General features: G+C 64.9%; 17 protein-coding genes. 10 read left to right on the top strand and 7 right to left on the bottom strand.

Features of this window, described 5'->3' with window-relative positions; all coding sequences use genetic code 11:
- The first annotated feature begins 176 nt into the window (after positions 1-176).
- A complete protein-coding gene (speA, locus tag ACODSK_RS17275; RefSeq protein ID WP_489017823.1) occupies positions 177-2090 on the top strand; it encodes an arginine decarboxylase in 1914 nt (637 codons plus the stop codon).
- Between the two features lie 481 nt (positions 2091-2571).
- Here speA and ACODSK_RS17270 read toward each other — a convergent pair whose 3' ends face one another.
- From ACODSK_RS17270 to ACODSK_RS17255, 4 genes are all read right to left on the bottom strand, one after another.
- A complete protein-coding gene (locus ACODSK_RS17270; RefSeq protein ID WP_489017821.1) occupies positions 2572-2994 on the bottom strand; it encodes a hypothetical protein in 423 nt (140 codons plus the stop codon).
- A gap of 2 nt (positions 2995-2996) precedes the next feature.
- Positions 2997-3869 carry a nucleotidyl transferase AbiEii/AbiGii toxin family protein gene (locus tag ACODSK_RS17265; protein WP_489017819.1) on the bottom strand — a complete coding sequence of 291 codons (873 nt, stop codon included), beginning with the start codon at positions 3867-3869 and terminating at the stop codon, positions 2997-2999.
- A complete protein-coding gene (locus tag ACODSK_RS17260; protein ID WP_489017818.1) occupies positions 3857-4939 on the bottom strand; it encodes a type IV toxin-antitoxin system AbiEi family antitoxin in 1083 nt (360 codons plus the stop codon). Before ACODSK_RS17260 ends, ACODSK_RS17265 begins: the two co-directional genes overlap by 13 nt.
- A gap of 122 nt (positions 4940-5061) precedes the next feature.
- On the bottom strand, positions 5062-6399 hold the full coding sequence (locus tag ACODSK_RS17255; RefSeq protein WP_489017816.1) for an MATE family efflux transporter: 1338 nt from the start codon (positions 6397-6399) through the stop codon (positions 5062-5064).
- A 158-nt stretch (positions 6400-6557) separates the two neighbouring features.
- Here ACODSK_RS17255 and ACODSK_RS17250 point away from each other — a divergent pair, with 158 nt between their 5' ends.
- Positions 6558-11453 carry an alpha-2-macroglobulin family protein gene (locus ACODSK_RS17250; protein WP_489017815.1) on the top strand — a complete coding sequence of 1632 codons (4896 nt, stop codon included), beginning with the start codon at positions 6558-6560 and terminating at the stop codon, positions 11451-11453.
- A 114-nt stretch (positions 11454-11567) separates the two neighbouring features.
- Here the strand turns inward: ACODSK_RS17250 and ACODSK_RS17245 are convergent, their stop codons facing one another.
- Positions 11568-11861, bottom strand: a complete 294-nt coding sequence (locus ACODSK_RS17245; protein WP_489017814.1) for a hypothetical protein — start codon at positions 11859-11861, stop codon at positions 11568-11570.
- A gap of 80 nt (positions 11862-11941) precedes the next feature.
- Between ACODSK_RS17245 and pbpC the strand changes: the two genes are divergently transcribed.
- The 3 genes from pbpC (at position 11942) to ACODSK_RS17230 (ending at position 18739) form a co-directional block, all read left to right on the top strand.
- Entirely contained in the window at positions 11942-14296 is a 2355-nt protein-coding gene (pbpC, locus tag ACODSK_RS17240) for a peptidoglycan glycosyltransferase PbpC (RefSeq protein WP_489017813.1), read from the top strand.
- Between the two features lie 297 nt (positions 14297-14593).
- Positions 14594-16963: a beta strand repeat-containing protein gene (locus ACODSK_RS17235; protein ID WP_489017811.1), complete on the top strand. Its 2370-nt coding sequence runs from the start codon at positions 14594-14596 to the stop codon at positions 16961-16963.
- Positions 16964-17068: 105 nt separating this feature from the next.
- On the top strand, positions 17069-18739 hold the full coding sequence (locus ACODSK_RS17230; protein ID WP_489017810.1) for a ShlB/FhaC/HecB family hemolysin secretion/activation protein: 1671 nt from the start codon (positions 17069-17071) through the stop codon (positions 18737-18739).
- Positions 18740-18802: 63 nt separating this feature from the next.
- Here the strand turns inward: ACODSK_RS17230 and ACODSK_RS17225 are convergent, their stop codons facing one another.
- Both ACODSK_RS17225 and ACODSK_RS17220 read right to left on the bottom strand, forming a co-directional pair.
- Positions 18803-19219 carry a response regulator gene (locus tag ACODSK_RS17225; RefSeq protein ID WP_489017809.1) on the bottom strand — a complete coding sequence of 139 codons (417 nt, stop codon included), beginning with the start codon at positions 19217-19219 and terminating at the stop codon, positions 18803-18805.
- Positions 19220-19293: 74 nt separating this feature from the next.
- Positions 19294-19473 carry a Flp family type IVb pilin gene (locus tag ACODSK_RS17220; RefSeq protein WP_489017808.1) on the bottom strand — a complete coding sequence of 60 codons (180 nt, stop codon included), beginning with the start codon at positions 19471-19473 and terminating at the stop codon, positions 19294-19296.
- Positions 19474-19794: 321 nt separating this feature from the next.
- Here ACODSK_RS17220 and cpaB point away from each other — a divergent pair, with 321 nt between their 5' ends.
- The 5 genes from cpaB to ACODSK_RS17195 are packed head-to-tail and all read left to right on the top strand — an operon-like array spanning position 19795 to position 25364.
- Positions 19795-20730, top strand: a complete 936-nt coding sequence (gene cpaB, locus ACODSK_RS17215; protein ID WP_489017807.1) for a Flp pilus assembly protein CpaB — start codon at positions 19795-19797, stop codon at positions 20728-20730.
- Positions 20731-20751: 21 nt separating this feature from the next.
- Entirely contained in the window at positions 20752-22032 is a 1281-nt protein-coding gene (locus ACODSK_RS17210) for a type II and III secretion system protein family protein (RefSeq protein ID WP_489017806.1), read from the top strand.
- Positions 22029-23228, top strand: a complete 1200-nt coding sequence (locus tag ACODSK_RS17205; protein ID WP_489017805.1) for a CpaE/TadZ family protein — start codon at positions 22029-22031, stop codon at positions 23226-23228. The genes ACODSK_RS17210 and ACODSK_RS17205 overlap by 4 nt, the downstream gene beginning before the upstream one ends.
- Positions 23218-24486: a TadA family conjugal transfer-associated ATPase gene (locus ACODSK_RS17200; protein WP_489017804.1), complete on the top strand. Its 1269-nt coding sequence runs from the start codon at positions 23218-23220 to the stop codon at positions 24484-24486. The genes ACODSK_RS17205 and ACODSK_RS17200 overlap by 11 nt, the downstream gene beginning before the upstream one ends.
- Positions 24483-25364: a type II secretion system F family protein gene (locus ACODSK_RS17195; protein WP_489017803.1), complete on the top strand. Its 882-nt coding sequence runs from the start codon at positions 24483-24485 to the stop codon at positions 25362-25364. Before ACODSK_RS17200 ends, ACODSK_RS17195 begins: the two co-directional genes overlap by 4 nt.
- The last annotated feature ends 1 nt before the right edge of the window (position 25365 follow it).

Genomic DNA, 25365 nt, shown 5'->3' with positions numbered 1-25365 from the left:
CGCCGCTTGTCAGGGGCGGGCGCGGTCCGGGAGCACCCGGGGCTTTTCACCCAGCGTCTAAACTCGTTGCCTTGTGAAGGGTCCAAGCCCGAACAGGGGAAATCGTCATTTTCATTTTTTACACTGCGCCATCCCGCTTGGCCGGTGTTATCTGACTTTCTTTATAGGGGACTTCGATGTCCGTACGACGCACACGCAAAGACGATGGCAGCCAATGGACCGTGGCCGACAGCCGTAGTGTTTATGGGATTCGCCATTGGGGCGCGGGATACTTCGCGATCAATGAAGCCGGGCGTGTCGAAGTGCGCCCGAACGGCCCGGGCAGTGCGCCGATCGACCTGTACGAGCAGGTCGACGAGCTGCGCAAGAGCGGCCTGTCGCTGCCGCTGCTGGTGCGCTTCCCCGATATCCTGCAGGACCGCGTGCGCCAGCTGACCGGCGCCTTCGACGCCAACATCGCGCGCCTGGAGTACCAGAGCCAGTACACCGCGCTCTACCCGATCAAGGTCAACCAGCAGGAAGCGGTGGTCGAGAACATCATCGCCACGCAGAACGTCTCCATCGGCCTCGAAGCCGGCTCCAAGCCGGAGCTGCTGGCAGTGCTGGCGCTGGCGCCGAAGGGCGGCACCATCGTCTGCAACGGCTACAAGGACCGCGAGTTCATCCGCCTGGCGCTGATGGGCCAGAAGCTCGGCCACAACGTGTTCATCGTCATCGAGAAAGAGTCGGAAGTGGCCCTGGTGATCGAAGAAGCCGCCGAGCTCAAGGTCAAGCCGCAGGTCGGCCTGCGCGTGCGCCTGTCGTCGCTGGCGTCGAGCAAATGGGCTGACACCGGTGGCGAGAAGTCCAAGTTCGGTCTGTCCGCCGCCCAGCTGATTTCCGTGGTCCAGCGTTTCCGTGACGCCGGCCTCGACCAGGGCATCCGCTTGCTGCACTTCCACATGGGCTCGCAGATCGCCAACCTGGCCGACTACCAGCACGGCTTCAAGGAAGCCATCCGTTACTACGGCGAGCTGCGCGCCCTCGGCCTGCCGGTGGATCACATCGACGTCGGTGGCGGCCTGGGCGTCGATTACGACGGCACCCACTCGCGCAATGCCAGCTCGATCAACTACGACATGGACGACTACGCCGGTGTCGTGGTCGGCATGCTCAAGGAGTTCTGCGATGCCCAGGGGCTGCCGCATCCGCACATCTTCTCCGAGAGCGGCCGCTCGCTGACCGCGCACCACGCGATGCTGGTGATCCAGGTCACCGACGTCGAGAAGCACAACGACGAAGTGCCAACCATCGACAACAAGGAAGCCCTGCCGGAAACCGTGCAATGGCTGGTCGACCTGCTTGGCCCGACCGATATCGAGATGGTCACCGAGACTTACTGGCGCGCCACCCACTACATGAGCGATGTGGCCGCGCAGTACGCCGACGGCAAGATCACCCTGTCCGAGAAGGCCCTGGCCGAGCAGTGCTACTTCGCTGTCTGCCGTCGCCTGCACAACTCGCTCAAGGCCCGCCAGCGCTCGCACCGCCAGGTCCTCGACGAACTCAACGACAAGCTCGCCGACAAATACATCTGCAACTTCTCGGTGTTCCAGAGCCTGCCGGACACCTGGGCCATCGGCCAGGTGCTGCCGATCATCCCGCTGCACCGTCTCGACGAAGAACCGCTGCGTCGTGCCGTGCTGCAGGACCTGACCTGCGACTCCGACGGCAAGATCAACCAGTACGTCGACGAGCAAAGCATCGAGACCAGCATGCCGGTGCACGCGGTCAACGAAGGTGAGGACTACCTGCTCGGTGTGTTCCTGGTCGGTGCCTACCAGGAGATCCTCGGTGACATGCACAACCTGTTCGGCGACACCGACTCTGTGAACATCTACCAGAACCCGAACGGCAGCGTGTACCACGCCGGCATCGAAACCCACGACACCATCGAGGACATGCTGCGCTACGTGCACCTGTCGCCGGAGGAGCTGATGACCCACTACCGCGACAAGGTCGCCAGTGCGCGCATCAGCGATCGTGAGCGGACCCAGTTCCTCGATGCATTGCGCTTGGGGCTGACGCGGTCTTCGTACCTGTCGTCGTAAGGCTTCGCCGATTTAGAAAAGGCCCGCTCCCGGGATTTCGGGGGCGGGCCTTTTTTGTGGGCTGATCGGGCAGCCGTTTCGCCTCCCGCTGCCACAGGGTCTTTGTCAAACCTGCTTCCTGCGGCTGGCAGAGAACCCTGTGGGAGCTGGCTTGCCAGCGATGAGCATGGGTATCTACACATCTTGGGCGAAGGCCGACGCGGTCCAGGTAGGAGCTGCTTTAGCTGCGATGGACCGCGCAGCGGTCCCAAATCCTGTCTATCCAATGAGCCTGGAGAAACGCGGCAGACTGGGCACTGTGAATCCATGATGCGGCTTGGTCAGAGGCTCGTGCGGGATGGTTTCGGGACCGCTGGCGCGGTCTATCGCAGCTAAAGCAGCTCCTACCTGGACCGCGCCGCATGGGTAGTATGGGTAAACCGGAAGATGTGTAGATACCTATGCAGCGATGAGGCCATCAGCAGCACCCAAGGGTTTTGTGCTACTCGCTGGTGGCCGTCAGATCTATGAGGACAGGTTTCACCTCATCGTCTTCCCGCAGTAGCGATGTACTGCTGAAGCTGTAGACGCTGTCGTGGGTGCGAGCGGTGATCTTCAAGCCGGTCACTGCGGTGATGGCTCCTGGTTGTTTGGTGACCAGAAAGGGGTGATGGTCCTCCAGCAGTTTCAGCGCCTGGAGGTTATCGGATTGCCGGGCTGCGATGAAGTAGAGGTAGGTCATCGGGACCGTGGCACCGCCGCTGCTACTCAGAACTTCGTACACAGAGCCTTGGGTGCCTATGGGGTAGCGATTGATGATCTGGGTCAGCTCGGGTTTTGAATCCGGGGTGAAAATCCAGATCGACTGGGCCACAACCAATAACAGCAAACCCGTGAGCAGCCATTTAACGATCACGCTGTTCATATTCAGTGTCCACGCAATTTCAACTCACGCAGCAGCGCATCGACTTGGCCGAAAGCGTCTTGTTGCCACTGTTCAGGGGTACGTTCGCCGAGTATTTGCGAGTCCTGGACAAAGCGGCGGACGGACGTGGGGCCAAAGCTGTCGAAAGTTGCGAACTTGAGATTGATGTACTCGAAGCCCTTCACACCGCTGGGTTCCTCGAGGATCCGGCCGCAGTCCCGCGCGAGCCCGGCGATTCCTTCCGGGTAGTTGCGCACGCAAAAATAGACGTCGTAGGCATCCTTCTGTTTCAGGCGTCCGTTAAGTGCATAGCCTTTCATGGCCAACAGCGCAGGAATGGAGCAGACAGCGATTTCCACTCTGTTGGTGCCGCCCTCAGGCATGGCGCCGGTAATCTCCACCATCTGATGAAAACGGGTTGCGAGATCCGCGCCGTCGGCCCGCTGAACCGCAAAATCGTCAATCAGCGGAGGGGTATGCTTCTGGATCTTTGCCCCTCGGGGCATCAGGAAGTCAACGACGATATCGATTGCAGGGCCGCCGTCATTGACCGCAACCCTGCGAACCAACTGGAAGCGCTTTCGTCCTGCCTGCCGGTGATAGCCGTGCCCCATCAATGCCTCTACCAGTGAGGCGTATTCGTTATCCATCAACGCTTGGGCATCGAGCATCAGGTCGATGTCCATGGTTCCTACATGGGACATCTCTTCGTTGTCCAGCAATAGCCAAGGTACGGCGCCACCGATTACCGCGAACTTTCCGCGGAAGCTTCCCAGGATCTGCCCGATCTCGATGAGTACGGATTTCACTGCGCCAGACGTTCGATCATCGTAATCAAGGGCGGATTGCGGCTCGGTAGGCGTCATTTCGTCCATCTCATTCTTTGCTCCCGAAGATATTCCGCCGACTCCAGGCCTCGCTCGCCTGCGACCGAAAGATCAAGGTAGGTCTGGATCAGGCTGGTGCAGACAGCTCCGGGGGCGGGCTCCTGCAGATCCGAGAAGACAACGGGGTCGTCAGGGATAGTGATGGTTACATTCCATCCCGTCCCTTGAGGCGCGAGTTGCAAGGCTTTTTTCAGCACCTCGGCTCCAGACTCGGTAGCGTAGAAGTAGCTGGTACCGGTTCGTCCATAAGGGGACAACCAATTGGCGGCGCTGAATGACGCAAACGCGGCGAGCCAGTACGACGATTTGCTTTTGGCCAAGGCCTCTCGTGCGGCCTTTTCCAGGGCTATGCCGTGCAGGGTGGTGTAGTAGGTCTTGCGAGTGCCTGACGCGGTTTCATAGTTTTCCCGCCAGGCATCGAGGAGACCATCCGGGTTCGCCAGATAGATGCCCTCAGTACCCTTGGCGGCCCACTCCCGGTCCAGCAATGCGCTGCGAACGTTGCTCACATGCCCCAGGCTGACTCCCGTTGCCTTGGCCAATTCGATGACTCGCCAGCTTTTTTCTGGGTCATGCAACAGGGCTTTCAGCACTTGGGCCGAGCGTGGTTTGAACAGTGACTTGAGCTCGCGCTTTTCGGTTCTGGGGCGCTCCGCTACCTCGCGGTCGATATAAATTCCACCAAACGAGATCCAGGCATTGCCCTGCATGTCTAGGTAACAGACATGGTTTTTCTTGCAGGTTTCTCGAGTCGCCGGGGAGAGATACGGCGCTACCAACAGAGGGACAGTTCTATCGCCTTCCTGAATGATGGCGTGTCGTAAATGCAGCATGGCGCTGCTGGCATACCGGGGTTGGCCGTTCGACAGGATTTCGCAGGCTAGTCTGTAAGTGATCCCGTTCGAGCGAATTTCCACAGTGAAGTCGACGCTGTTGACTGCGCCGTCGTTTGGAATGACGTTCACGGCATCCACGACAGAGACCTGCTCTAGCAGGGCTTTCAGCGCCAGCTCGCCAGCGTTGTTCGGGATTTTCAGTAAGTCAGGTGTATTCAGCATTTGTTGAAACTCCTAGATTTACTGAAATCTAGCAAGAATTTCACTGTTTTGTTTTATTTCAGCGAATGCTGAAAATAGTGAATCCAGTGAAATTATCACTTTTTACCCAACAGCTTCGAACCTCAACCAAACCACCCATCCCGCCGCTGCAACCGCCACCCCATCACCCCCAGCGTCACCCCGCGCACCGCCATGAACAGCAGGAACGCCAACCACAACCCATGATTGCCCAGATCCCGCGCCAGCCAGGCGAAGGGCAGGGCGATGAGCACGCTGAGCAGCATGGCATCACGCATTTCCCGAGCGCGTGTGGCGCCGATGAACAGGCCGTCGAGGACATAGCTCCACACCGCAATCAACGGCAGCAGGGCCAGGTACGGCAGGTATTCGAAGGCGGTTTCGCGCACGCTGGGGATATCGGTCTGCATGGCGATGAACAAATGTCCGCCGAACAGGAACAACACGGCGAAGCCAAGGCTGGCGATCAGCGACCAGCCGCTGGCGACCGTCAGCGAGCGGCGCAGTGCCGCGCGATCGCCAGCGCCGATGGCATGCCCGCACAACGCTTCCACCGCATGGGCCAGGCCATCCAGGGCGTAGGCGGTGAGCAGCAGGCCGTTGAGCAGCAGGGCATTGGCGGCGACCGTGGCTTCGCCCATGCGCGCGCCCTGCACGGTGATCAGGAAGAACACCCCCTGCAAGGCCAGGCTGCGAATGAAGATGTCGCGATTGACGCTGAGCATCGGCCGCCAATTCTGCCAGCGCGCCAGCGCCGCCCAGATCACGCGTCCCGGATAGGCACGCAAGGACGGTCGGGTCAGGGCCAGGCCGAGCAGGGCGGCAACCCATTCGGCGATCACCGATGCGCGCGCCGAACCCACCACGCCCCAGTCCAGCCCGAGGACGAACCACAGGTTGAGGACGATGTTCAGCAGGTTGGTGGTCAGCAGGATCGCCAATGGCGCCCGGGCGTTCTGCGTGCCGAGGAACCAGCCGACCAGGGCGTAGGTGGCCAGCGCCGCAGGCAGGCCGAGCAGGCGGGTGGTGAAGAAGTCGCGGGTGCCTTGTTCCAGGTCCGCGCCCGGCTGCATCAGGCCGAGGGCAAGGTGGCTCAGCGGGATCGCCAGCAAGCCGAGCAGCAAGGCAAACAGCAGCGCCAGGCTCAGCCCTTGCAGCAGCACCTGGCGCAAGCCGTCGCCGTCGGCCCGCCCGGCGGCCTGGGCGGCGAAGCCGGTGGAGCCCATGCGCAGGAAGCCCAGTACCGCCACCAGCAGGGTGTACAGGCTGCCACCCACCGCCACCGAGCCAAGCTGGTGGGCATGGGGCAGGTGGCCGATGACCGTGCTGTCGACCAGCGCCACCAGTGGCACCGAGATATTCGACAGGATCATCGGCGCGGCCAGGGCCCAGACCTTGTGGTGGGTGGGGCGGTGGCGCCAGTCGGTGAGCAACGCGGGCATGAAGCGGTCCTTCGCATAGAAGAGGTGGGCGACATTCTACCCATCCCGCGGCACTTTGCCGGGTGAACCCTGTCTCACCTCGGCATCGGTCCCCGGTGAAACCGCGGACCTTGATATATAGTTTCCCGTCTGCCCCTGCTGCCGAAGAGTTTCCTCCCATGCTGAACAAAGGATTGTGGCTGGCCTGTGCGCTGGCGCTGCTGAGTGCCTGCGACTCGTCTTCCCCCGACAAACCCGCCCCGGCGCCGGCTGAAAAAGCCGCTGCCGCAGCCAGCGCACCGAAGGTCGACGATGCGACCCTGGCCCAGCGCTATGCCGGCCGCGAACTGAACGTGGTGGATGTCTCGGAAGTGCAGGTCGATGGCGCCAGCGCGCTGTCGGTGACCTTCTCCGCACCATTGGAAGCCGACCAGCGCTTCGCCGAGCGCCTGCATCTGGTGGACACCACCAAGGGCAAGGTCGACGGTGCCTGGGAGCTCTCCGACAACCGCATGGAACTGCGTCTGCGCCATCTGGAGCCCAAGCGCAAGCTGGTGCTGACCATCGACGCCGGCCTGCGCAGCGTCAACGGCAACTCGCTGGCCAACGAATATGTCAGCCGCCTGGAAACCCGCGACATGGAGCCGAGCATCGGCTTCGCCAGCCGCGGTTCGCTGCTGCCGACCCGCCTTGCCGAAGGCCTGCCGGTGATCGCCCTGAACGTGGACAAGGTCGAGGTGGAGTTCTTCCGCATCAAGCCCGAGTCGCTGCCGACCTTCCTCGGCTCCTGGGGCCGCAGCAGTTCGCTGCAAAGCTACGAGGCCCGCGACCTGCTGCCGATGGCCGACCTGGTGTACGCCGGACGCTTCGACCTGAACCCGGCGGCCAACACCCGCGAAACCCTGCTGCTGCCCATGGCCGGGATCAAGCCATTGCAGGAAGCCGGGGTGTACCTGGCGGTGATGCGCGAGGCCGGCACCTACAACTACTCGCAGCCGGCAACCCTGTTCACCCTCAGCGATATCGGCCTGTCGGTGCACCGCTACAGCAATCGCCTGGACGTGTTCACTCAAGCGCTTGAAGGCGGCAAGGCCCTCGGGTCCATCGACCTCGACCTGCTCGACCACGACGGCAAGGTCCTCGCCCAGGGCAAGACCGACAGCGACGGCCATGCGCAACTGCCCCTGCCGCCCAAGGCCGACGTGCTGCTGGCGCGCCAGGGTGCCAATACCACGATGCTGCGCCTGAACAGCGCCGCGCTGGACCTCTCCGAATTCACCGTCACCGGCCCCCAGGCCAATCCGCTGCAACTCTTCGTCTTCGGCCCGCGTGATCTGTATCGCCCCGGCGAGACCGTGCTGCTCAACGGCCTGCTGCGCGACCAGGACGGCAAGCCGGTGAAGAGCCAGCCGATCAATGTCGAAGTGCGCCGCCCGGACGAGCAGGTCAGCCGCAAGTTCGTCTGGGAGGCGGATGCCAACGGCTTCTACCAGTACCAGCTGCAATTGGCCGGCGAAGCGCCGACCGGGCGCTGGCAACTGCTGTTCGACCTGGGGGGCGGGCGCAAGCAGGTCTACGAAGTGCTGGTGGAGGACTTCCTGCCCGAGCGCCTGGCCCTGGAGCTGAAGGGCAGCGACACACCGTTGAGCCCGGATGAAACGGCGGAAATCAGCGTCAACGGTCGCTACCTCTACGGCGCCCCGGCGGCGGGCAATCGCCTCAGCGGCCAGGTCTACGTGCGCCCGCTGCGCGAAGCGGTGCCGGCGCTGCCCGGCTATCAGTTTGGTTCGGTGACCGAAGGCGAACTCAGCCACGATCTGGAGCTGGAAGAGTCCACCCTCGACGCCAACGGCGAGGCCACCATCAGCGTCGCCAGCGAATGGGCCGAAGCCCGCTCGCCGCTGCAACTGACGGTGCAGGCCAGTCTGCAGGAGTCCGGTGGCCGGCCGATCACCCGGCGCCTGGAGCAGCCGATCTGGCCGGCGGATCATCTGCCGGGGCTGCGCGGCCTGTTCGATGGCGAGGAAACCGACGGCGATGCACCGGTGGAAGTCGAATTGCTGATGGCCGACCGCGACGGCAACAAGCTGGCCGCCGACAACCTGCGGGTGCGTCTGGTCCGCGAGCGCCGCGACTACTACTGGAACTACTCGCAGAGCGACGGTTGGAGCTACAACTTCAACGAGAAATACCTCACCGAAAGCGAGCAGAGCGTCAGCGTGCCCAAGGGCAGCACCACCAAGTTGAGCTTCCCGGTGGAGTGGGGCCCGTACCGGGTCGAAGTGGAAGACCCGGAAACCGGCGTCACCAGCAGCCTGCGCTTCTGGGCCGGTTATCGCGCCCAGGACAACGCCGACGGCGGCGCGGTGCGTCCCGACCAGGTACGCCTGGCCCTGGACAAGCCGGCCTACAACGATGGTGACACGGCCAAGGTCACCGTCACCCCGCCGGCCGCCGGCAAGGGCTACCTCATGGTCGAAGGGGGCGATGGCCCGTTGTGGTGGCAGGAGATCGACGTGCCGGCCGAGGGCAAGGCCTTCGACATCAAGCTGGACCCGAAATGGGCGCGCCATGACCTCTATGTCAGCGCCCTGGTGATCCGTCCCGGCGAGCGCAAGGCCAATGTCACGCCCAAGCGCGCGGTGGGCGTGCTGCACCTGCCGTTGGACCGCGCCCAGCGCAAGCTGGCGGTCACCCTCGAAGCGCCAGAGAAGATGCGACCCAAGCACCCACTGACGGTGAACATCCAGGCGCGCAATGCCGACGGCAGCGTGCCGAAGCAGGTCCAGGTACTGCTGGCCGCAGTGGACGTGGGCATCCTCAATATCACCAGCTACGTCACTCCGGACCCGTTCACCGGCATGTTCGGACGCAAGGCCTACGGCGCCGACCAGCTTGATATCTATGGCCAGTTGATCGAAGCCGGGCAGGGCCGCCTGGCCAGCCTGGCCTTCGGTGGTGACGCCGGCATGGCCAAGGGTGGCAAGCGCCCGGACACCAGCGTGACCATCGTTGCCCTGCAAAGCGCGCCGGTGACCCTGGATGCCGAAGGCAAGGGCCAGGCTACAGTGGATATTCCCGACTTCAACGGCGAACTGCGCCTGATGGCCCAGGCCTGGAGCGAAGACCGCTTCGGCGTGGCCGAGGCCAAGACCGTGGTGGCCGCGCCGCTGATCGCCGAGCTGTCGGCGCCGCGCTTCCTCGCCGGCGGCGACCGCACCAGCCTGGCCCTGGACCTGTCCAACCTGTCCGGTCAGGAGCAGACCCTCGCCGTGGCCGTTGCCACTGAGGGTCAACTGGACCTGCAAGGCGCCTCGCACCAATCGCTGAAGCTCAAGCAGGGCCAGCGCGTCACCCTGAAGATCCCGGTGCAGGCCACCGGCGGCTACGGCCAGGGCCGCATCACCGTGCGGGTCGACGGCCTGGTCCTGCCGGGTGAAACCGACACCGGCTTCTCCCGCGACTGGACCCTGGGCATCCGCCCGGCTTACCCGGCGCAGCTCAAGCACTACCGCGTGGCGCTGAACGGCGGCGAGCCCTGGACCCTGCCGGAGCAGGACCTGGCGACCTTCGAACAGGCCGGACTGGAGGGCACCCTGGCCTTGTCCAGCCGTCCGCCGCTGAACCTGGCCGAGCAGATCCGCGCGCTCAAGGCTTACCCCTATGGCTGTGCCGAGCAGACCACCAGCGGCCTGTACCCGTCGCTGTATGCCGACGCCGCGACGCTCAAGCGCCTGGGCCTGACCGGCGAGCCGGCGGACGAGCGCAAGCGCAAGGTCGAGATGGGCATCGAGCGCCTGCTGGGCATGCAGCGCTACAACGGCAGTTTCGGCCTGTGGAGCTCCGACGGCGACGAGGAATACTGGCTGACCGCCTATATCACCGACTTCCTCCTGCGCGCCCGCGACCAGGGCTTCGCCGTGCCGCCGGAAGCGCTGAAAAAGGCTAGCGAGCGCCTGCTGCGCTATGTGCAGGAGCGCAACCTGATCGAGGTCAACTACAGCGAAAACGCCGAGCACAGCCGCTTTGCCGTACAGGCCTACGCTGCGCTGGTGCTGTCGCGCAGCAAGCAGGCGCCGCTGGGTGCGCTGCGCAGCCTGTTCGAGCGACGTGCCGATGCCCGTTCCGGCCTGCCGCTGGTGCAACTGGCCATCGCCCTCGACACCATGGGCGACAAGCCACGCGCCGACCAGGCGCTGCTGGCCGGTCTGGCGGCCGGTCGCGAGAAGGGTTGGTTGGCTGATTACGGCAGTGCGCTGCGTGACCAGGCGCTGATCATCGCCCTGCTCGACGAGTACAAGCTGGCGAGCAAGGACATCCCGGATCGCCTGTTCAAGCTCTCCGACCAACTGGCGGCCAGCCCGTGGCTGTCGACCCAGGAGCGCAATGCGCTGTTCCTCGCCGGGCGTGGCCTGGCCCAGCAGCCGGAAAGCAACTGGAGCGCGCAACTGGACAGCGCCGGGCAGGTCCGCGAGCTGAATCCGCAGCAGTCCGGCCTGCATCTGGAAGGCGCGCTGCTGGCCTCGCCGCTGACCCTGCGCAACGAAGGCGATCAGACCCTGTATCAACGCCTGACCCTGTCCGGCTACCCGCGCCAGGCGCCGCCGGCCAGTGGCAACAACATGACCATCCGCCGCGACTACCTGGGCATGAATGGCCAGGCGCTGGATCTCAAATCGCTGGAAAGTGGCGACCTGGTGCTGGTGCACCTGGCGATCGAGGCCAAGGAGCGGGTGCCGGATGCCTTGGTAGTCGACCTGTTGCCAGCGGGCCTGGAGCTGGAAAACCAGAACCTCGCGCAAAGCGCCGCCAGCCTGGACAACGCCAGCAGTGCGGTGAAGCAATGGCGCGAGGCGATGGAGAACGCCAACGTGGTGCACCAGGAATACCGTGATGACCGTTATGTCGCGGCACTGAACCTGGATGGCTATGGCACCACCCATCTGCTGTACCTGGCGCGGGCGGTGACCCCGGGCAGCTACCGGGTGCCGCCGCCGCAGGTGGAATCGATGTACCGGCCGGATTGGCAGGCGGTGGGGGCGAGTGCCGGGGAGATGGTGATCAAGGGCCGCTGAGCCCTTGAGGGCCTCATCGCCGGCAACGCCGGCTCCCACAGGATTCTGGGTCAGCCACAGTATCTGTGCCCGGCGCGATCCCTGTGGGAGCTGGCTTGCCAGCGATGCTTTTGCTCAGCGCACCACCCAACTCAACACCCACAACCCCAGCAGTGCCCAGATGATCCCCGCAATCACCGATGCCCGCATGAACGCCCTGACCGCCGAATACAGCAACAGCAAGCCGATCAGCAGGATCAGGATGCTGATCAGCGAGGTATCCATCCCCAGGGTGCGAGCCAGGCCGTCGATGAAGTTGCCTCCGGCATTGGCCAGCATGGCGAACAGGCCGCTCAGCAGGTCCACCACGAATTTGATTGCGGCGCCCAGCGCCTGCCCCAGCCACTCGAAAAAGCCTTCTACCTGCATGGTCGTGTCCTGATGATCGTCACAGCATTGGTGCTGCATCCCAGCCTTTGGCCATCTGCGGGCCGCTGCGGTTCCCGTTCGTGTTCAGCGTAGCCCTGCCACGGGGGCGCAAGGCGCGCCTGGCGAGTATCGCGGCCCTGGCCGCGCTGGGCCTGGTGGCGCTGCTGTGGCTGGCCGACCGGATCTGGCCGCTGCCACTGCCCGCCGACGACCTGGCCCGGGTGGTGCTGGCCGAGGACGGCACGCCGTTGTGGCGCTTCGCCGATGCCGATGGCGTGTGGCGTTATCCGGTGTCGGTGGACGAGGTCTCGCCGCTGTATCTGCAAGCGCTGCTGACCTACGAGGACCGCTGGTTCTACAGCCATCCCGGGGTCAACCCGCTGTCTCTCGGCCGTGCTGCGTGGCAGAACCTCTCCGGCGGCCGGGTGCTGTCCGGCGGCAGCACCCTGTCGATGCAGGTGGCGCGCCTGCTCGATCCCCATGAACGGACCTTGCCCGGCAAGCTGCGCCAACTGTGGCGCACGCTGCAACTGGAGTGGCACCTGTCCAAGCGCGAGATCCTCGAGATCTACCTCAACCGCGCGCCCTTCGGCGGCACCCTGCAAGGCGTGGCGGCGGCGAGCTGGGCCTACCTGGGCAAGTCGCCGCAACAACTGACCCCGGCCGAGGCGGCGCTGCTGGCGGTACTGCCCCAGGCTCCCAGCCGACTGCGCCCGGACCGCCATGCACAGCGCGCCACGGCGGCACGGGACAAGGTCCTGCAGCGTCTTGGCGAGTATCAGGTCTGGCCTCGACAGCAGATCCGCGAAGCCATGGAGGAACCCCTGCTTCTCGCCCCACGCCAGGAGCCGGCGCTGGCCCCGTTGCTGGCACGGCGCCTGAACCGTCCGGACAGCCCGCCGCTGATCCGCACCACCCTCGATGCCAGCTTGCAGCGCCGCCTCGAAGACCTCCTCGCCGGCTGGCGTGCGCGCCTGCCCGAACGCACCTCCGCAGCGATCCTGGTGGTCGAGTCGCAGACCATGGCGGTGCGCGCCTATCTCGGCTCGGTGGACCTCAACGACGAGCGCCGCTTTGGCCATGTCGACATGATCAGCGCCTGGCGCTCGCCGGGTTCGACGCTAAAACCGTTCCTCTACGGCATGGCCATGGACGATGGTCTGATCCATTCCGAATCGCTGTTGCAGGACGTGCCGCGCCGCTACGGCGACTACCGCCCCGGCAACTTCTCCATGGGCTTCAGCGGACCGGTCGCGGCCAGCTCGGCCTTGTCGCTGTCGCTCAACCTGCCGGCCGTGCAATTGCTCGAAGCCTACGGGCCCAAGCGCTTTGCCGCGCAACTGCGCGCCGGTGGCATCCCCATCAGCCTGCCGGCCCTGGCCGAACCGAACCTGTCATTGATCCTCGGCGGCGGAGGCAGCCGCCTGGAGGACCTGGTGGCCGGCTACAGCGCCTTCGCCCGCGATGGCATGAGCGCTGGCCTGCGCCTGCAACCGCAGGCGCCGCTGGTGGAGCGGCGCATGCTCTCGCCGGGGGCAGCCTGGATCGTCCGGCGGATTCTCAGCGGCCAGGCCCGGCCGGACCGCGATCCTCATGCAGAGCTGGTACAGCGCCCGCAACTGGCCTGGAAGACCGGCACCAGCTACGGCTTTCGCGATGCCTGGTCGATCGGGGTCGGTCCGCGCTACCTGATCGGCGTGTGGATCGGCCGGCCTGACGGTACCCCTGTGCCGGGCCAGTTCGGCCTGGCCTCGGCGGCGCCGCTGATGCTCCAGGTCCATGATGTGCTGAGCAACCGCGACAGTCAGCGCGGTATCCGCACCCCGGTGCCGCCAGTTCCGGCCAGCGTCGGCGTCGCCGCGATCTGCTGGCCGCTGGGTCAGTCGTTGGCGCGCAGCGATGGCAATTGTCGGCGCCAGCGCTTCGCCTGGACCCTCGATGGCACCACGCCGCCGACCTTGCTGGCGCAGGACCAGCCGCTGGGGGTCGGACTGCTGGAAAAGGTCTGGGTCAACGAGCGCGGGTTGCGGGTCGATGCTGGTTGCCCAGGCGCCCAGTCGCGGGATGTCGCCCTGTGGCCTGCGCCGCTGGAGCCCTGGCTGAACCGGGTGGAGCGCCGCGAAGCGCGGCTGCCGGCCATCGATCCGGCTTGCCCGCCGCAGGTGCCGGCCAGCGCGCCGCCGCTGTCCATCGTCGGTGTGCGCCAGGGCGATCAGCTCAGGCGTCCGGCCACCAGCCGCGACGCCTTGCTGCTGGATATCTCGGCGCTGGGCGGCGATGGCCAGCGCTGGTGGTTCCTCAATGGCGCGCCGCTGGGCGAAACCGCTGGCCAGGAAGTGCTCAAGACCCGTTTCGACGCGGCCGGGCAATACGAACTGAGCGTGCTCGATGCCAGCGGCCAGACCGCCCGCCTGACCTTCCAGGTCAGCGACTGAAACCGATAGAGCGCCTCTGCAAAAGGGGCGCGTCGACACGGCTGTCTGGCGCCAGATACCCGTCAAATGGTTATAGCGCGAAAGTCGAAGTGCCATCATCCAGGCCGAGGAGCCCTTTCAAGTCATTGAATTTGAAGGGCTTTTTTTGCCATCAACAACGTATATATCGGGTTAATACCAAGTTCAGAATTGTGACTCCACGCCTGCCGGACTGAGATAGCTGCACCGACGCGGAGGTTTCGTTCCTGGAGCTCTCCGCACACATAAAGCAGCGGCAGCGAAAGCAATGGAGTCGCCATGAACACTCAAGCGTGGATGAAAGCAAGTTCGGCACTGGCACTGGTGATGGCTGTAAGCCTCTCGGCAGGATGCAGCAGCGGTGGCGGTGGTTCTCATAGCGTTGTGGACGGTTCTTCTTCCCCGGCGTCCGCCGACAGTGCGGCAGCCGACAGCAGCACCAGCAGCACCGATGGCAGCACCGCCAGCACCGACAGCGGGACCGGCGGTGGCTCCGGCTCGGGCAGCAGCACTGCCAGCAGTGGTGGTTCGGGCGGCGGCGGCGGTGGCGGTACGGGCAGCTCTGGTGTCGCCAGCGGCGGCTCCAGCGGTTCTGGCAGCACCGGCAGTGGCTCCACTGGCTCGTCCGGCGGTACTGGCACTTCCTCCAGCAGCGGCCTGATCGCCGATGTCGGCGCCGCCGCAGGCAGCGCGGTCAGCAGCGTCGGCGCCGCCGTGACCAGTTTGCCCGTACTGGGTGATACCGGTGTCGGCACCGTGCTTTCCTCGACCGGCAACACCGTCACCAGCACGACGGCAAGTATCGGTAATACCCTCAATCAACTGGGCGCCGGCAACAACGCCATCGGCAGTACCCTGGAAAGCGTCAAAGGTGGCGTGATTCAGTTGGGCAGCGGTACCCAGGGCCTGGTCGGCAGCGGCACCATCGAGCAACTGCCGGTGGTCGGCGGCACGGTCAACCAGGTGGTGACCATGCTCGGCGATACCCTCAGCACCCAGACTGGCACCGGTGCCCTGGGTAATGTGACCTCGCAAGTAACCAATGTCGCGGTTCCTGTGGTAGCCCTGGCCAACGGCGTGGTTACCAGCCTGGGCTCGGCGGCCAACCTGACCTCGCCGGTGGGTGGTGTTGTCGAGCAGGTCGGCAGCGTCGTGAACAACGTCGGCAGTGCGGTGAGCGGCGCCGGCAACGACAGCGGTGTCCTCGGCACCGTCGGTGGCCTGGTCAGCACGGTGGGTACCACCCTGACCCAAGGTGCTACCAGTGGCACATCAAGTACTAACAAAAATGGAGTGGTCGGTACCGTCACCGGCGTGCTGGGTGGTGTCGGTCTCGGCGTGTGGCAAGCCGCAGGGCAAAGCCCGCTGGGTACGGTCGGCATCAGCGTGGCCAATGCTAGCGACGCAGTCGCCGTAGGCGGCCAGCTGGCGGGTGGCGATGGTGTGGCAGACCACGGCGTGGCGCACCAGACCGCCGCTGTGGTCAAGCCTGTGGCAGAGGTGCTCGTGCCAGTGGTGAATACCGTGGCCGGCATCACTCAAACAGTTGGTGAAACCACCGGGCTGGCCGCTCCGGTCAACGACCTGCTGGGTAGCGTCGGTGGCCTGACGGCCTCCCTGGGCAATGCGATTGGACAGAGCGACAACCCGGCGATGCAGCATGTAGGCGCGCTGTTGGGTGGTATGGCGCCTATTTCCGGCTCCTCCGGTACTGTCAACCAATCGGGCTACGGCGCCAGTGGCGTCCTTGGCTCTACTGGCGGCACCTTGCTCGGCGACTCCCAGGGCAGTGGCTTGGCCGGCCTGGGTGGCGTAGTCGGCGGTGTCACCAGCACTGTCGGTGGTGTGGTGGATAGCCTGTCCGGCAGCGGAGTGCCTGGCACCGTGGGTGGTCTCACCACCACCGTGGGCGGTGTCCTGAGCGGTATCACGCAAAACACTGCGGCGCCTGGTTCCAACACCGGTACATCTGGCGGCACCACCGGCTCTGGTGGACTGGGTGGCGTGACCGGCGCGGTGACCGGCGTGGTGGGTGGCCTGACCGGTGCTACCGGCGGCACCAGCGGTGCTCTGGGTGGCGTGACCAGCACCGTGGGTAATGTGGTCAGCGGCCTGACTGGCGGTACCAGCGGAGCGACCGATGTTCTGGGCGGCGTGACCAGCACCGTGGGTAATGTGGTCGGCGGCCTGACTGGCGGTACCAGCGGAGCAACCGGCGCCCTGGGTGGTGTGACCGATGCGGTAGGCGGTGTAGTAGGTGGGGTGACCAACACTGTCAGCGGCGTACTGGGCGGCGTGACTGGCGGTACCACCGGCACCAGTGGCGGCGCACTGAGTGGCGTCACCGGTACCCTGGGCGGCGTGGTCAGCGGCGTGACCGGCACTCTTGGCGGTGTGACTGGCGGCACTACCGGCACCAGCGGCGGCGCACTGAGTGGCGTTACTAGCACCGTGGGCGGGGTGGTCGGTGGCGTAACCGGTACGGTCGGCAACGTCCTCGGCGGCGTGACCGGCGGTGCTACCAACACGACGGGCAGCACTGGCGGCATCCTGGGTGGGGTACTCGGTGGAGTCACCGGCGCTACCGGCGGTACCACCACCAGCGGCGGTGGTCTGTTGGGCACCGGCCTGCTGGGCGGCAAGAAGTAAAAAAGCCATCATCGGTTAGACGATTTTTCGGGCAACACCTACGCTTGAGTCTGACGAGGGAACCGTCTTGGTTCCCTCGTACTTTTCAGGACGATGGAGTGCCCTATGCGATCGATGGCAATCGCGCTGGTGAGTCTTTCCTGGGTCAGCGCGCTACAGGCCGAGCCGCTCCCAACCTTTCTGAACAGCAACGATACCGAACGAAATCTGCCGGCACCCAACCTGCCGGCAGATGCATTTCGGCCGACCGCACCGAAGTTGCAGGTCCCCGCTCCCGCGCCAACGCAAGCCGAGGCGCTGTTGATGAGCACCAGGGTGCTGGTGCGCAAGGTGCGTATCGAGGGCGGTACGGTCTACCCGCTCAGCGAACTGGGAGAAAACTTCAAGGACGTGATCGGCCGCGAAGCGACCATCGGCGAACTGATCGAAGCTACCCGCCGCGTGACCCAGCGCTACCAGCAGGACGGTTACCTGCTGTCCTACGCGTTCCTGCCGATCCAGGACTTTGCCGGCGGGCTGCTGCGGGTGGTGCTGGTCGAGGGGTATGTCAGCGACTACGAAGTGCAGGGCGATATCGGCCGGGTCTCCGGCTACCTCGACAAGCTGGTGGACAAGCTCAAGGCCGAACGGCCACTGACCCGCAAGACCTTCGATCGCTACACCGCGATCATGACCCGTACCCCGGGCGTCACGGTGCAGGCCAGGGTACCGCCGCCCAATACCACCGACGGCGCGAGCAAGCTTTTCGTCCAGGCATCGCGCAAGCCTTTCACCACCACGATGAGCCTTAACGAAAGCAGCCGCGATGACATCCAGGTGCTGCTGGGCGCCAGCAGCAACTCGCAGACCGCCATGGCTGAACAGCTCAGCGTCAGCGCCCTGTTTCCTCCGGGTGAGGACAAGGAGCATTACTACCGGGTCGACTACTCACAGTACCTGGACAGCGAAGGCACGCAACTGGCGCTGTCGGCGTCGCGCTACCGCAGCGATCCCAGCGCGGTGGTGCGCCTGCAGGGCGGTATCGATCTCAAGCAGCACCGGGAAAACGATCGCTACTCCATCGGCCTCAGCCACCCGATCATCGCCGCGCCCAACGAGTGGTTCAGCCTGTCGGCGCGTTTCTATGCGGTGGATGACACCACGGACTATCGCGTCGTCGGCTTCCCGCTGAAAATCAACACCAGCACCGATATCCGCGCCCTGGCCTTCGAAGGCGACTGGCGCAAGGCGACGGACACCCAGTTGCGGATCATCAGCGCCGGTGTTTACCAGGGCTTCGATCGCTTTGGCGCCAACACCGATGCCGGTTACGACCTGGACTTCTTCCGCCTGCGCGTATCCGGCGTGCAGAGCGACCGCTTCTTCGGCAGTTGGCAGGGCGTGGCCTCCGCCGCGCTGTACTGGACCGACGACAACCTGCCCGACAGCGAGCGGGCGGTATTCGGTGGACAGAACTTCGGCCGTGGCTACCCGGTGGACCAGGCCTCCGGCGACAAGGGCTGGGGCGCGGCCTACGAGGTCAACTACAGCTTCCGCCGCGATGGCGCTTGGGTGAAGTTGCTGCAGCCCTACATCGTGTTCGATGCCGCGAAGACCTGGTTCAACGAGCAGCAGATCCAGGACTCGAAGATGTCCTCGGCAGCGCTGGGCCTGCGCTTTGGCGATGCGCAGTACTACAACATCTCCCTGGAGGTGGCCAAGCCGATGTCCGATATCGCCCTCGACAGTTTCAACCGGCGGCCGCGGTTTACCGTGAGTTTCAGTTATCAATTGTGAGGTTGATTGCGAGATCAGCGAGGCCTCCGCGGGAGTGGGTAAACCACTTCCACGGAGGCCGCTTTATTGCGTTGCCCGCCTGCCGTGCCGGGCATCCAGCGGAAACAGGTTGCCCAGGGTTTCCAGCAGGCGGATGTGGTAGATGGGCTTGCGGAACAGGTCGAGCACTTCGAGGTGCCGCAGTTCGCTGACGGCATCCAGGTTGGCGTGGCCAGTGGTGACGATCACCGGCAGGTGCTGGCGCGAGGTGTGCTCGCGCAGGCGCTTGATCAGGGAGATACCGGATTCCTCCGGCATGTTCAGGTCGGTAATGACCAGGGCGATATCCGGATGCCGGGTCAACTGCTGGAGGGCGATCTTCACCGATGTCGCCGTGTGGCAACGGAATCCTTCACCTTCCAGCAGCTCCGCCAGTTCCAGCAACGCGTCCTCTTCATCATCCACCAGCAGCAACTGTTCGCGTGGGTGGGAAGCTGGCATGGCGCTGTCCTGTCATGCAGTGGCATTGGCCCAGTGGGGCATCGGGTGATGCCCCGGCGGGGCGCTCGTGAAGATCACGTCAGCGCACCGAGGATGTTGTTGAAGATGGCGGTGATCGCCGCGGAAATGGTCGGTACGAAAGCCACCAGCGCTATCGCCACCATGGCCGCGACCAATGCGTACTCGATACCCGATGCGCCGTCCGTGCGCTGACCGAACTCCCGAATGGAAAGCATGATTTTCTTCAATGACATGATGTAACTCCTTGCGCCAGAACGCTGGTGAAACGGAGGGCTTTGCGTGATTCCCCTTCGCCATCAGAGCATCGTCAAGAGTTAACACCTGAGCAAATGTAAGAAAGCATTAACCCGAAAGTGATAACGGAAAGCCGCCGCCAATAAGCCGTTGTTTTAAAAACGTGACGCAGGTCACAGTGAAAATTTTCCGGTGGCGTAATGGCGTTTTGTCCTAGCTGGACTACCGTCAAATAGCGAAATAGTTACTTCCAAGTGTGTATTTCAGGCCTGTTTACAAGAAGTCACGGGCTGCGGCGATGAGGCAGGGAGGGGCCGAACATGAGCAGTCGCATAACCTTGATTCTTGCCGGACTGTTTCTCCTGGGTGCGATCATTGCCGGTTACTGGGGCCTGGTCCTGAGCAAGCAGCCCGAGCCATCCGCACCTGCGCCGCAACCGGCGGTCCAGCCGGTGACCCTGGCGGTCAATACGGCCCAGGACGAACTGCGCAAACCGGTGGTGGTGCTGCGCCGCGACGTCCCCGCCAACCAGCCGCTGAGCAACGATGATCTCGCCGTGGAGCGCCTGCTGGTGGCGCCGGCCGGCAGTTTCCAGACCCTCGAACAGGTCGCCGGGCGCACGCCCTGGCGCGATCTGCCGGCGGGCACCTGGCTGGAAGAAAGCAGCTTCGAGGCCGGTGGCCCGCTGGCACGGATGATCGAGCCCGGCGAGCGTGCCCTGACCCTGGGAGTGGACGAAGTCAGTGGTGCCGGTGGCCATCTGCGGCCCGGTGATTACGTCGATGTTCTGGTGTACCTGCGCGATGAACAGGACAACCCGCTGGCCAGCGCCCAGGTCATCGTCCCGGCCCTGCGCCTGCTCAGCGTCGGCCAGCAGATCGGCCTGGCGCGCGACGGTCTGCCCGCCGAGCCGGTCGAGTCCGATCCCAAGGTCCGCGAAGAAAAACGCCGCAATCTGCCACGCACCGTGGTGGTTGCTGTGCCCGAGGCGCTGGCCAGCCGCCTGACCCTCGCCGCCCAGGCCGGCAGCCTGCGCCTGGCGGTGCGCAGCGCCGAAGAGAAACTGCTGGCGCGCTTCTGGGCCGATCCGAAGACCAGCGTCAATGCCGTCGAGAATGCCAACCGCCAGCTCTACCGCTTCAACCAGCTGGCCATGACGTCACCGGCGCCGGTTGCGCATCAGGTCGTCGCTCCGGCGCCGAAGCGCGGCATCGAGATCATTCGCGGCGCGCAGTCGCCAGAGTCCCTTCACTGACCCAGCAAGGATGCCCCTTCGATGAACACTCGTTCCTTGCGGATTCGCTCCTGCACCCTGATGGCCTCCCTGCTGGCGCTGCTGCCGTTGTCCCAGGTGCAGGCCGCCGCCAAGGGCTGTGCCGCGCTGCCGCAGATTCCCGCGACCCTCGAGATCGACCAGGGCCTGCAACAGGAGGTGCGTCTGCCGGTGAGCATCAGCCGGGCGGCGGTGGGCGACCCCAAGATCGCCGACGTGCATGCGGTCGGCACCGACGCCGTGCTGCTCACCGCCATGGGCCAGGGCGCGACCAGCCTGAGCCTGTGGACCGCCTGTTCGAGCACGCCGCGCCAGACCATGGTCTTCGTTCGCGGACGGGCCACGACGGACATGGCCGCGATCCAGGTGCCCGGGTCGATGGAGGAAGAACTGCCGATGCAGATCCAGGCGGATATCCGCTTTGTCGAGGTCAGTCGGACCAAGCTCAAGGAGGCTGGGGCCAGGTTGTTCTACAACGGCTCCAACAACTCGCTGATTGGCTCGCCCGGGACGGTGCCGAATACTTCGGTAACGCCAGGACAGGTGCCGGTCACTCGCCAGCTTCCTAACGACCAGCCACTGACAACGCCGCAGATTCCCTTGGTGAACGAAGCGTTCAATATCGTCTGGGGGGGCGGTAGCAGCCGCGCCCTTGTTGCGATCAACGCCCTGGAGAACAGCGGCTTCGCCTACACCCTGGCGCGTCCGAGCCTGGTGGTCTTGAGCGGCATGACCGCCAGCTTTCTGGCCGGCGGCGAAATCCCGATCCCGGTGCCCAGCAGCGGCAGCGACAGTCTGTCGATCGAATACAAGGAGTTCGGCGTACGTCTTGCGCTGACGCCGACGATTGTCAGCCGTGATCGGATCAATCTGAAGGTTGCCCCGGAGGTCAGCGAGCTGGACTACAACAACGCCGTGCAGATATCCGGCGTTACGGTACCGGCGCTCAAGGTCCGTCGTACCGACACCAGCATCGCCCTCGCCGATGGCGAAAGCTTCGTCATCAGCGGCCTGATCAACAGCAGCAATCGCTCCGCCGTGGACAAGTTCCCCGGCCTTGGCGACATCCCCATTCTCGGTGCGTTTTTCCGCCAGTCCTCGGTGCAACGTGAGGAAACCGAGCTGCTGATGATCGTGACCCCGCACCTGGTCCGGCCACTGGCCGCCAATGCGAAATTGCCGGAACTGCCGGGCGAACGCCTGCGCACCTACGACCCGAGCTGGGGCCGGCTGTTCTTCCTGGAAAACGGCGACTTCGATCGCAAGAGTGGGTTATCCCGATGAGCGAGAGCCTGAGCCAGACCTTTCTGGCGATCACCCGCAACGAGGGCGATCTGCAATGGTTGCAGTCCGCGCTGACGCCGCTGGGCCAGGTGGTCGGTGCCGGCAGCGGCAGCCTCGACGAACTGCTGGCGCTGGTCGACGTGACCTTCGCCAACCTGCTGTTCGTCGGTCTTGACCGTGAGCATGTGGTCAACCAGTGCGCCCTGATCGAAGGGGTGCTGGAGGCCAAGCCGATGCTGGCCATCGTCGCCCTCGGCGACGGCATGGACAACCAGTTGGTGCTCAACGCCATGCGCGCCGGGGCGCGGGATTTCGTGCCCTACGGCTCACGCTCCAGCGAGGTGGCCGGGCTGGTTCGGCGCCTGGGCAAGCGCCTGCCGCCGGTCACCACCAACCCGCACCTGGGCGGCCTCACCGTGCTTTATGGCACCCAGTGCGGCTCCGATGGTGCGCTGCTCACCGTGCACATGGGCCAGGTGGTGCAGAAGAGCGGCCAGCAGACCCTGCTGCTCGACCTCGGCCTGCCCCGTGGCGACAGCCTGGCGCTGCTCGGCCTGGAAGCGTCATTCCACTTCGGCGATGCCTTGCGTCATCTGCGCCGTCTCGACAGCACCCTGATCGACAGCGCCTTCGTCCGTGAAAGCAACGGCCTGCGCCTGCTGGCCTACGCCCCCGGCGACGAGCCGCTGGAGCGCACCAGTGCCGCCGAGCTGTACATGCTGCTCAGCGCCCTGCGCCAGCACTTCCAGCACATCGTGGTGAACCTCACCGGGCAGGCCGACTGCGAGGCGCTGCGCACCTTTGTCAGCCACTGCGACAAACTGATCTGGTACACCGACCAGAACGTCATCGAGTGCCGGCGCAATCTGGAAGTGCTGAACACCTGGCGGGAAAAGGGCATGAACCTGGAGCACGCCAAGCTGCTGGTCGATCGCTACCTGCGCAGCGTGATCCCGGATGCCGAAGCCCTCGGCAAACGCTTTGCCCTGCCGGTGCTGACCGAACTGCCGGCCAGCGCGGAGGTGCGCCTGAATGCGCGCAACCAGGGCCTGAGCCTGTTCGAGCTGGCACCGCGGGACAACCTGACCCAGGCCCTCAAGACCCTTGGCGAGCGCCTGGCGCGGCGCTCGGAAAACATCAAGCCCAAGGCCGACAGCTGGATAAGCAGGCTCTGGGGACACAAGCATGAGCAGTGACGAACTGTTCGGTGGCCCCCGGCACAACCTCGGTTCCGATCCGCAGGCGCTCAAGCGCGCCTTGCACCGCTACATCATCGACGCCATCGAAGACACCGGACGCAACCTGCTGGAGGGTTCGCGCCCGGCGCTGGCGCAATTCGTCGTCGAGCAGGTCGGCGAATACATCGCCCGCCTGCACCTGGCGCTGTCGCGTTATGAAATGGAGCGTATGGCCGAGGAACTGGTGGACGAACTCACCGGCTTCGGTCCGCTGGAGGTGTTGCTGCGCGACAGCAGCGTGACCGAGATCCTGGTCAACGGCCCGTTCCGCGTGTTTGTCGAGCGCGCCGGCGTGCTGCACCAGACCGACCTGCGCTTTATCGATTCGCACCATGTCGAGCGGGTCATGCAGCGCATCCTCGCGCCGCTGGGACGGCGCCTGGACGAGTCGTCGCCGATGGTCGACGCGCGCATGCCCGACGGCAGCCGGGTCAACGCGATCATCCCGCCGGTGGCGCTGGACGGGCCCTGCCTGTCGATCCGCAAGTTCCGCAAGGACATGCTCAAGAGCGCCGACCTGCTGGCGACCCGGGCCATCGATCCGGCGATCCTGGAGTTCTTCGAAACCGCCGTGGGCAAGCGCTGCAACATCCTGGTCAGCGGCGGTACCGGCACCGGCAAGACCACCTTGCTCAACATCCTCAGCCAGTTGATCAGCCCCCACGAACGCCTGGTGACCATCGAGGACGTGGCTGAACTGCAACTGGATCACCCGCATGTGGTGCGCCTGGAAACCCGCCCGCCGAATGCCGAGGGGCATGGCGAGATCAAGGCCAGCGAGCTGATCCGCAATGCCCTGCGCATGCGTCCGGACCGCATCCTGCTCGGCGAGATCCGCGGTGTCGAAGTGATCGACGTACTGACCGCGATGAACACCGGCCACGACGGCTCGATGAGCACCGTGCACGCCAACACCGCCCAGGACGCCTTGCTGCGCCTGGAAACCCTGGTCGGCCTGACCGGGCGCCAGGTGGCGGAAAAGACCCTGCGGCAGATGATCTGCGCGGCCCTCGACGTGGTCATCCAGCTGGCCCGTCTGCCCGATGGCCGCCGCTGCATCAGCGAGGTGCTGGAAGTGGTCGGTCTGCGCGACGACACCTACGTCACCAACACCCTGTTCCGTTTCGACCGGCGCGGTGGCGGCGGCTTTGTGCGCGAAGCGATCAATCCGGCCGGAGACAAACTGCGTCGCGAGCACTCGGAGCCAGCGCCATGATCGCCGTGGTTCTCGGCCTGTTCGGCCTGGCCCTGTTGGCCGCCTCGGTGGGGCTGTTCTACAACGGCGTGCGCAAGTCCGCCGAGGAGCGCACCCTGCAGAGGCTTGGCCAGCAACCCGAGGCGGTGACCATCGAAGCACCGGTGCGCGGCTCGCTGGAGTTGCTGTTGCTGCGCGCCGGCTTCGACCACCGCGCCGACCGTTTCATGCTCTGGGGCGCGGCCTGGCTGTTGCTGATCGCCCTGGCCGGCAGCCAGATGGGCTGGCCGGGGGCGCTGATGATGACGGTGCTCGGCCCGCTGTTGTGGCGCTTGTACATGAGCTGGCGCTATCACCGTCGGTTGCGCCGGATGGTCGAGCAATTGCCGACGATGCTGGACCACGCGGTGCGCAGCCTCAAGGCCGGACGCACCTTGAGCGACGCGGTGCTGGGCGCCGTGGAGGTGTCCGCCGATCCACTGAAAAGCGCGATGCGGCGGGTGCAGCGCAACGTGCAGATGGGCGCCAGCCTCGATGAAGCGCTGCACGATCTTGCCGAGCTGTATGCCCAGGACGAGTTCCGCGTGTTCGCCCTGGGGCTGCGCATCAACCACCGCTATGGCGGCAATGCCAGCGAGCTGCTGGAAAACCTGATCAAGCTGATCCGCGAGCGCGATCAGGGCGCCCGCCAGTTGCGCGCAATGACCGGTGAAACGCGGATGACCGCGATGGTCCTGGCCCTGCTGCCGATCTGCATGGTCGGCTATTTCATGGCGGTCAACCCCGGTTACCTGTTGTCGATGTGGAACAACCACAGCGGGCAGATGATGTTGCTGGCGGCCTTCATCCTCCAGGTGCTGGGCTGCGTCGCGCTATGGCGCATGTTGCGGAGTATCTGAA

Source organism: Pseudomonas sp. FG98 (assembly GCF_057808595.1).
Note: the sequence above shows the minus strand (reverse complement) of the source record. Positions and strands in the feature narration are given on the sequence as shown.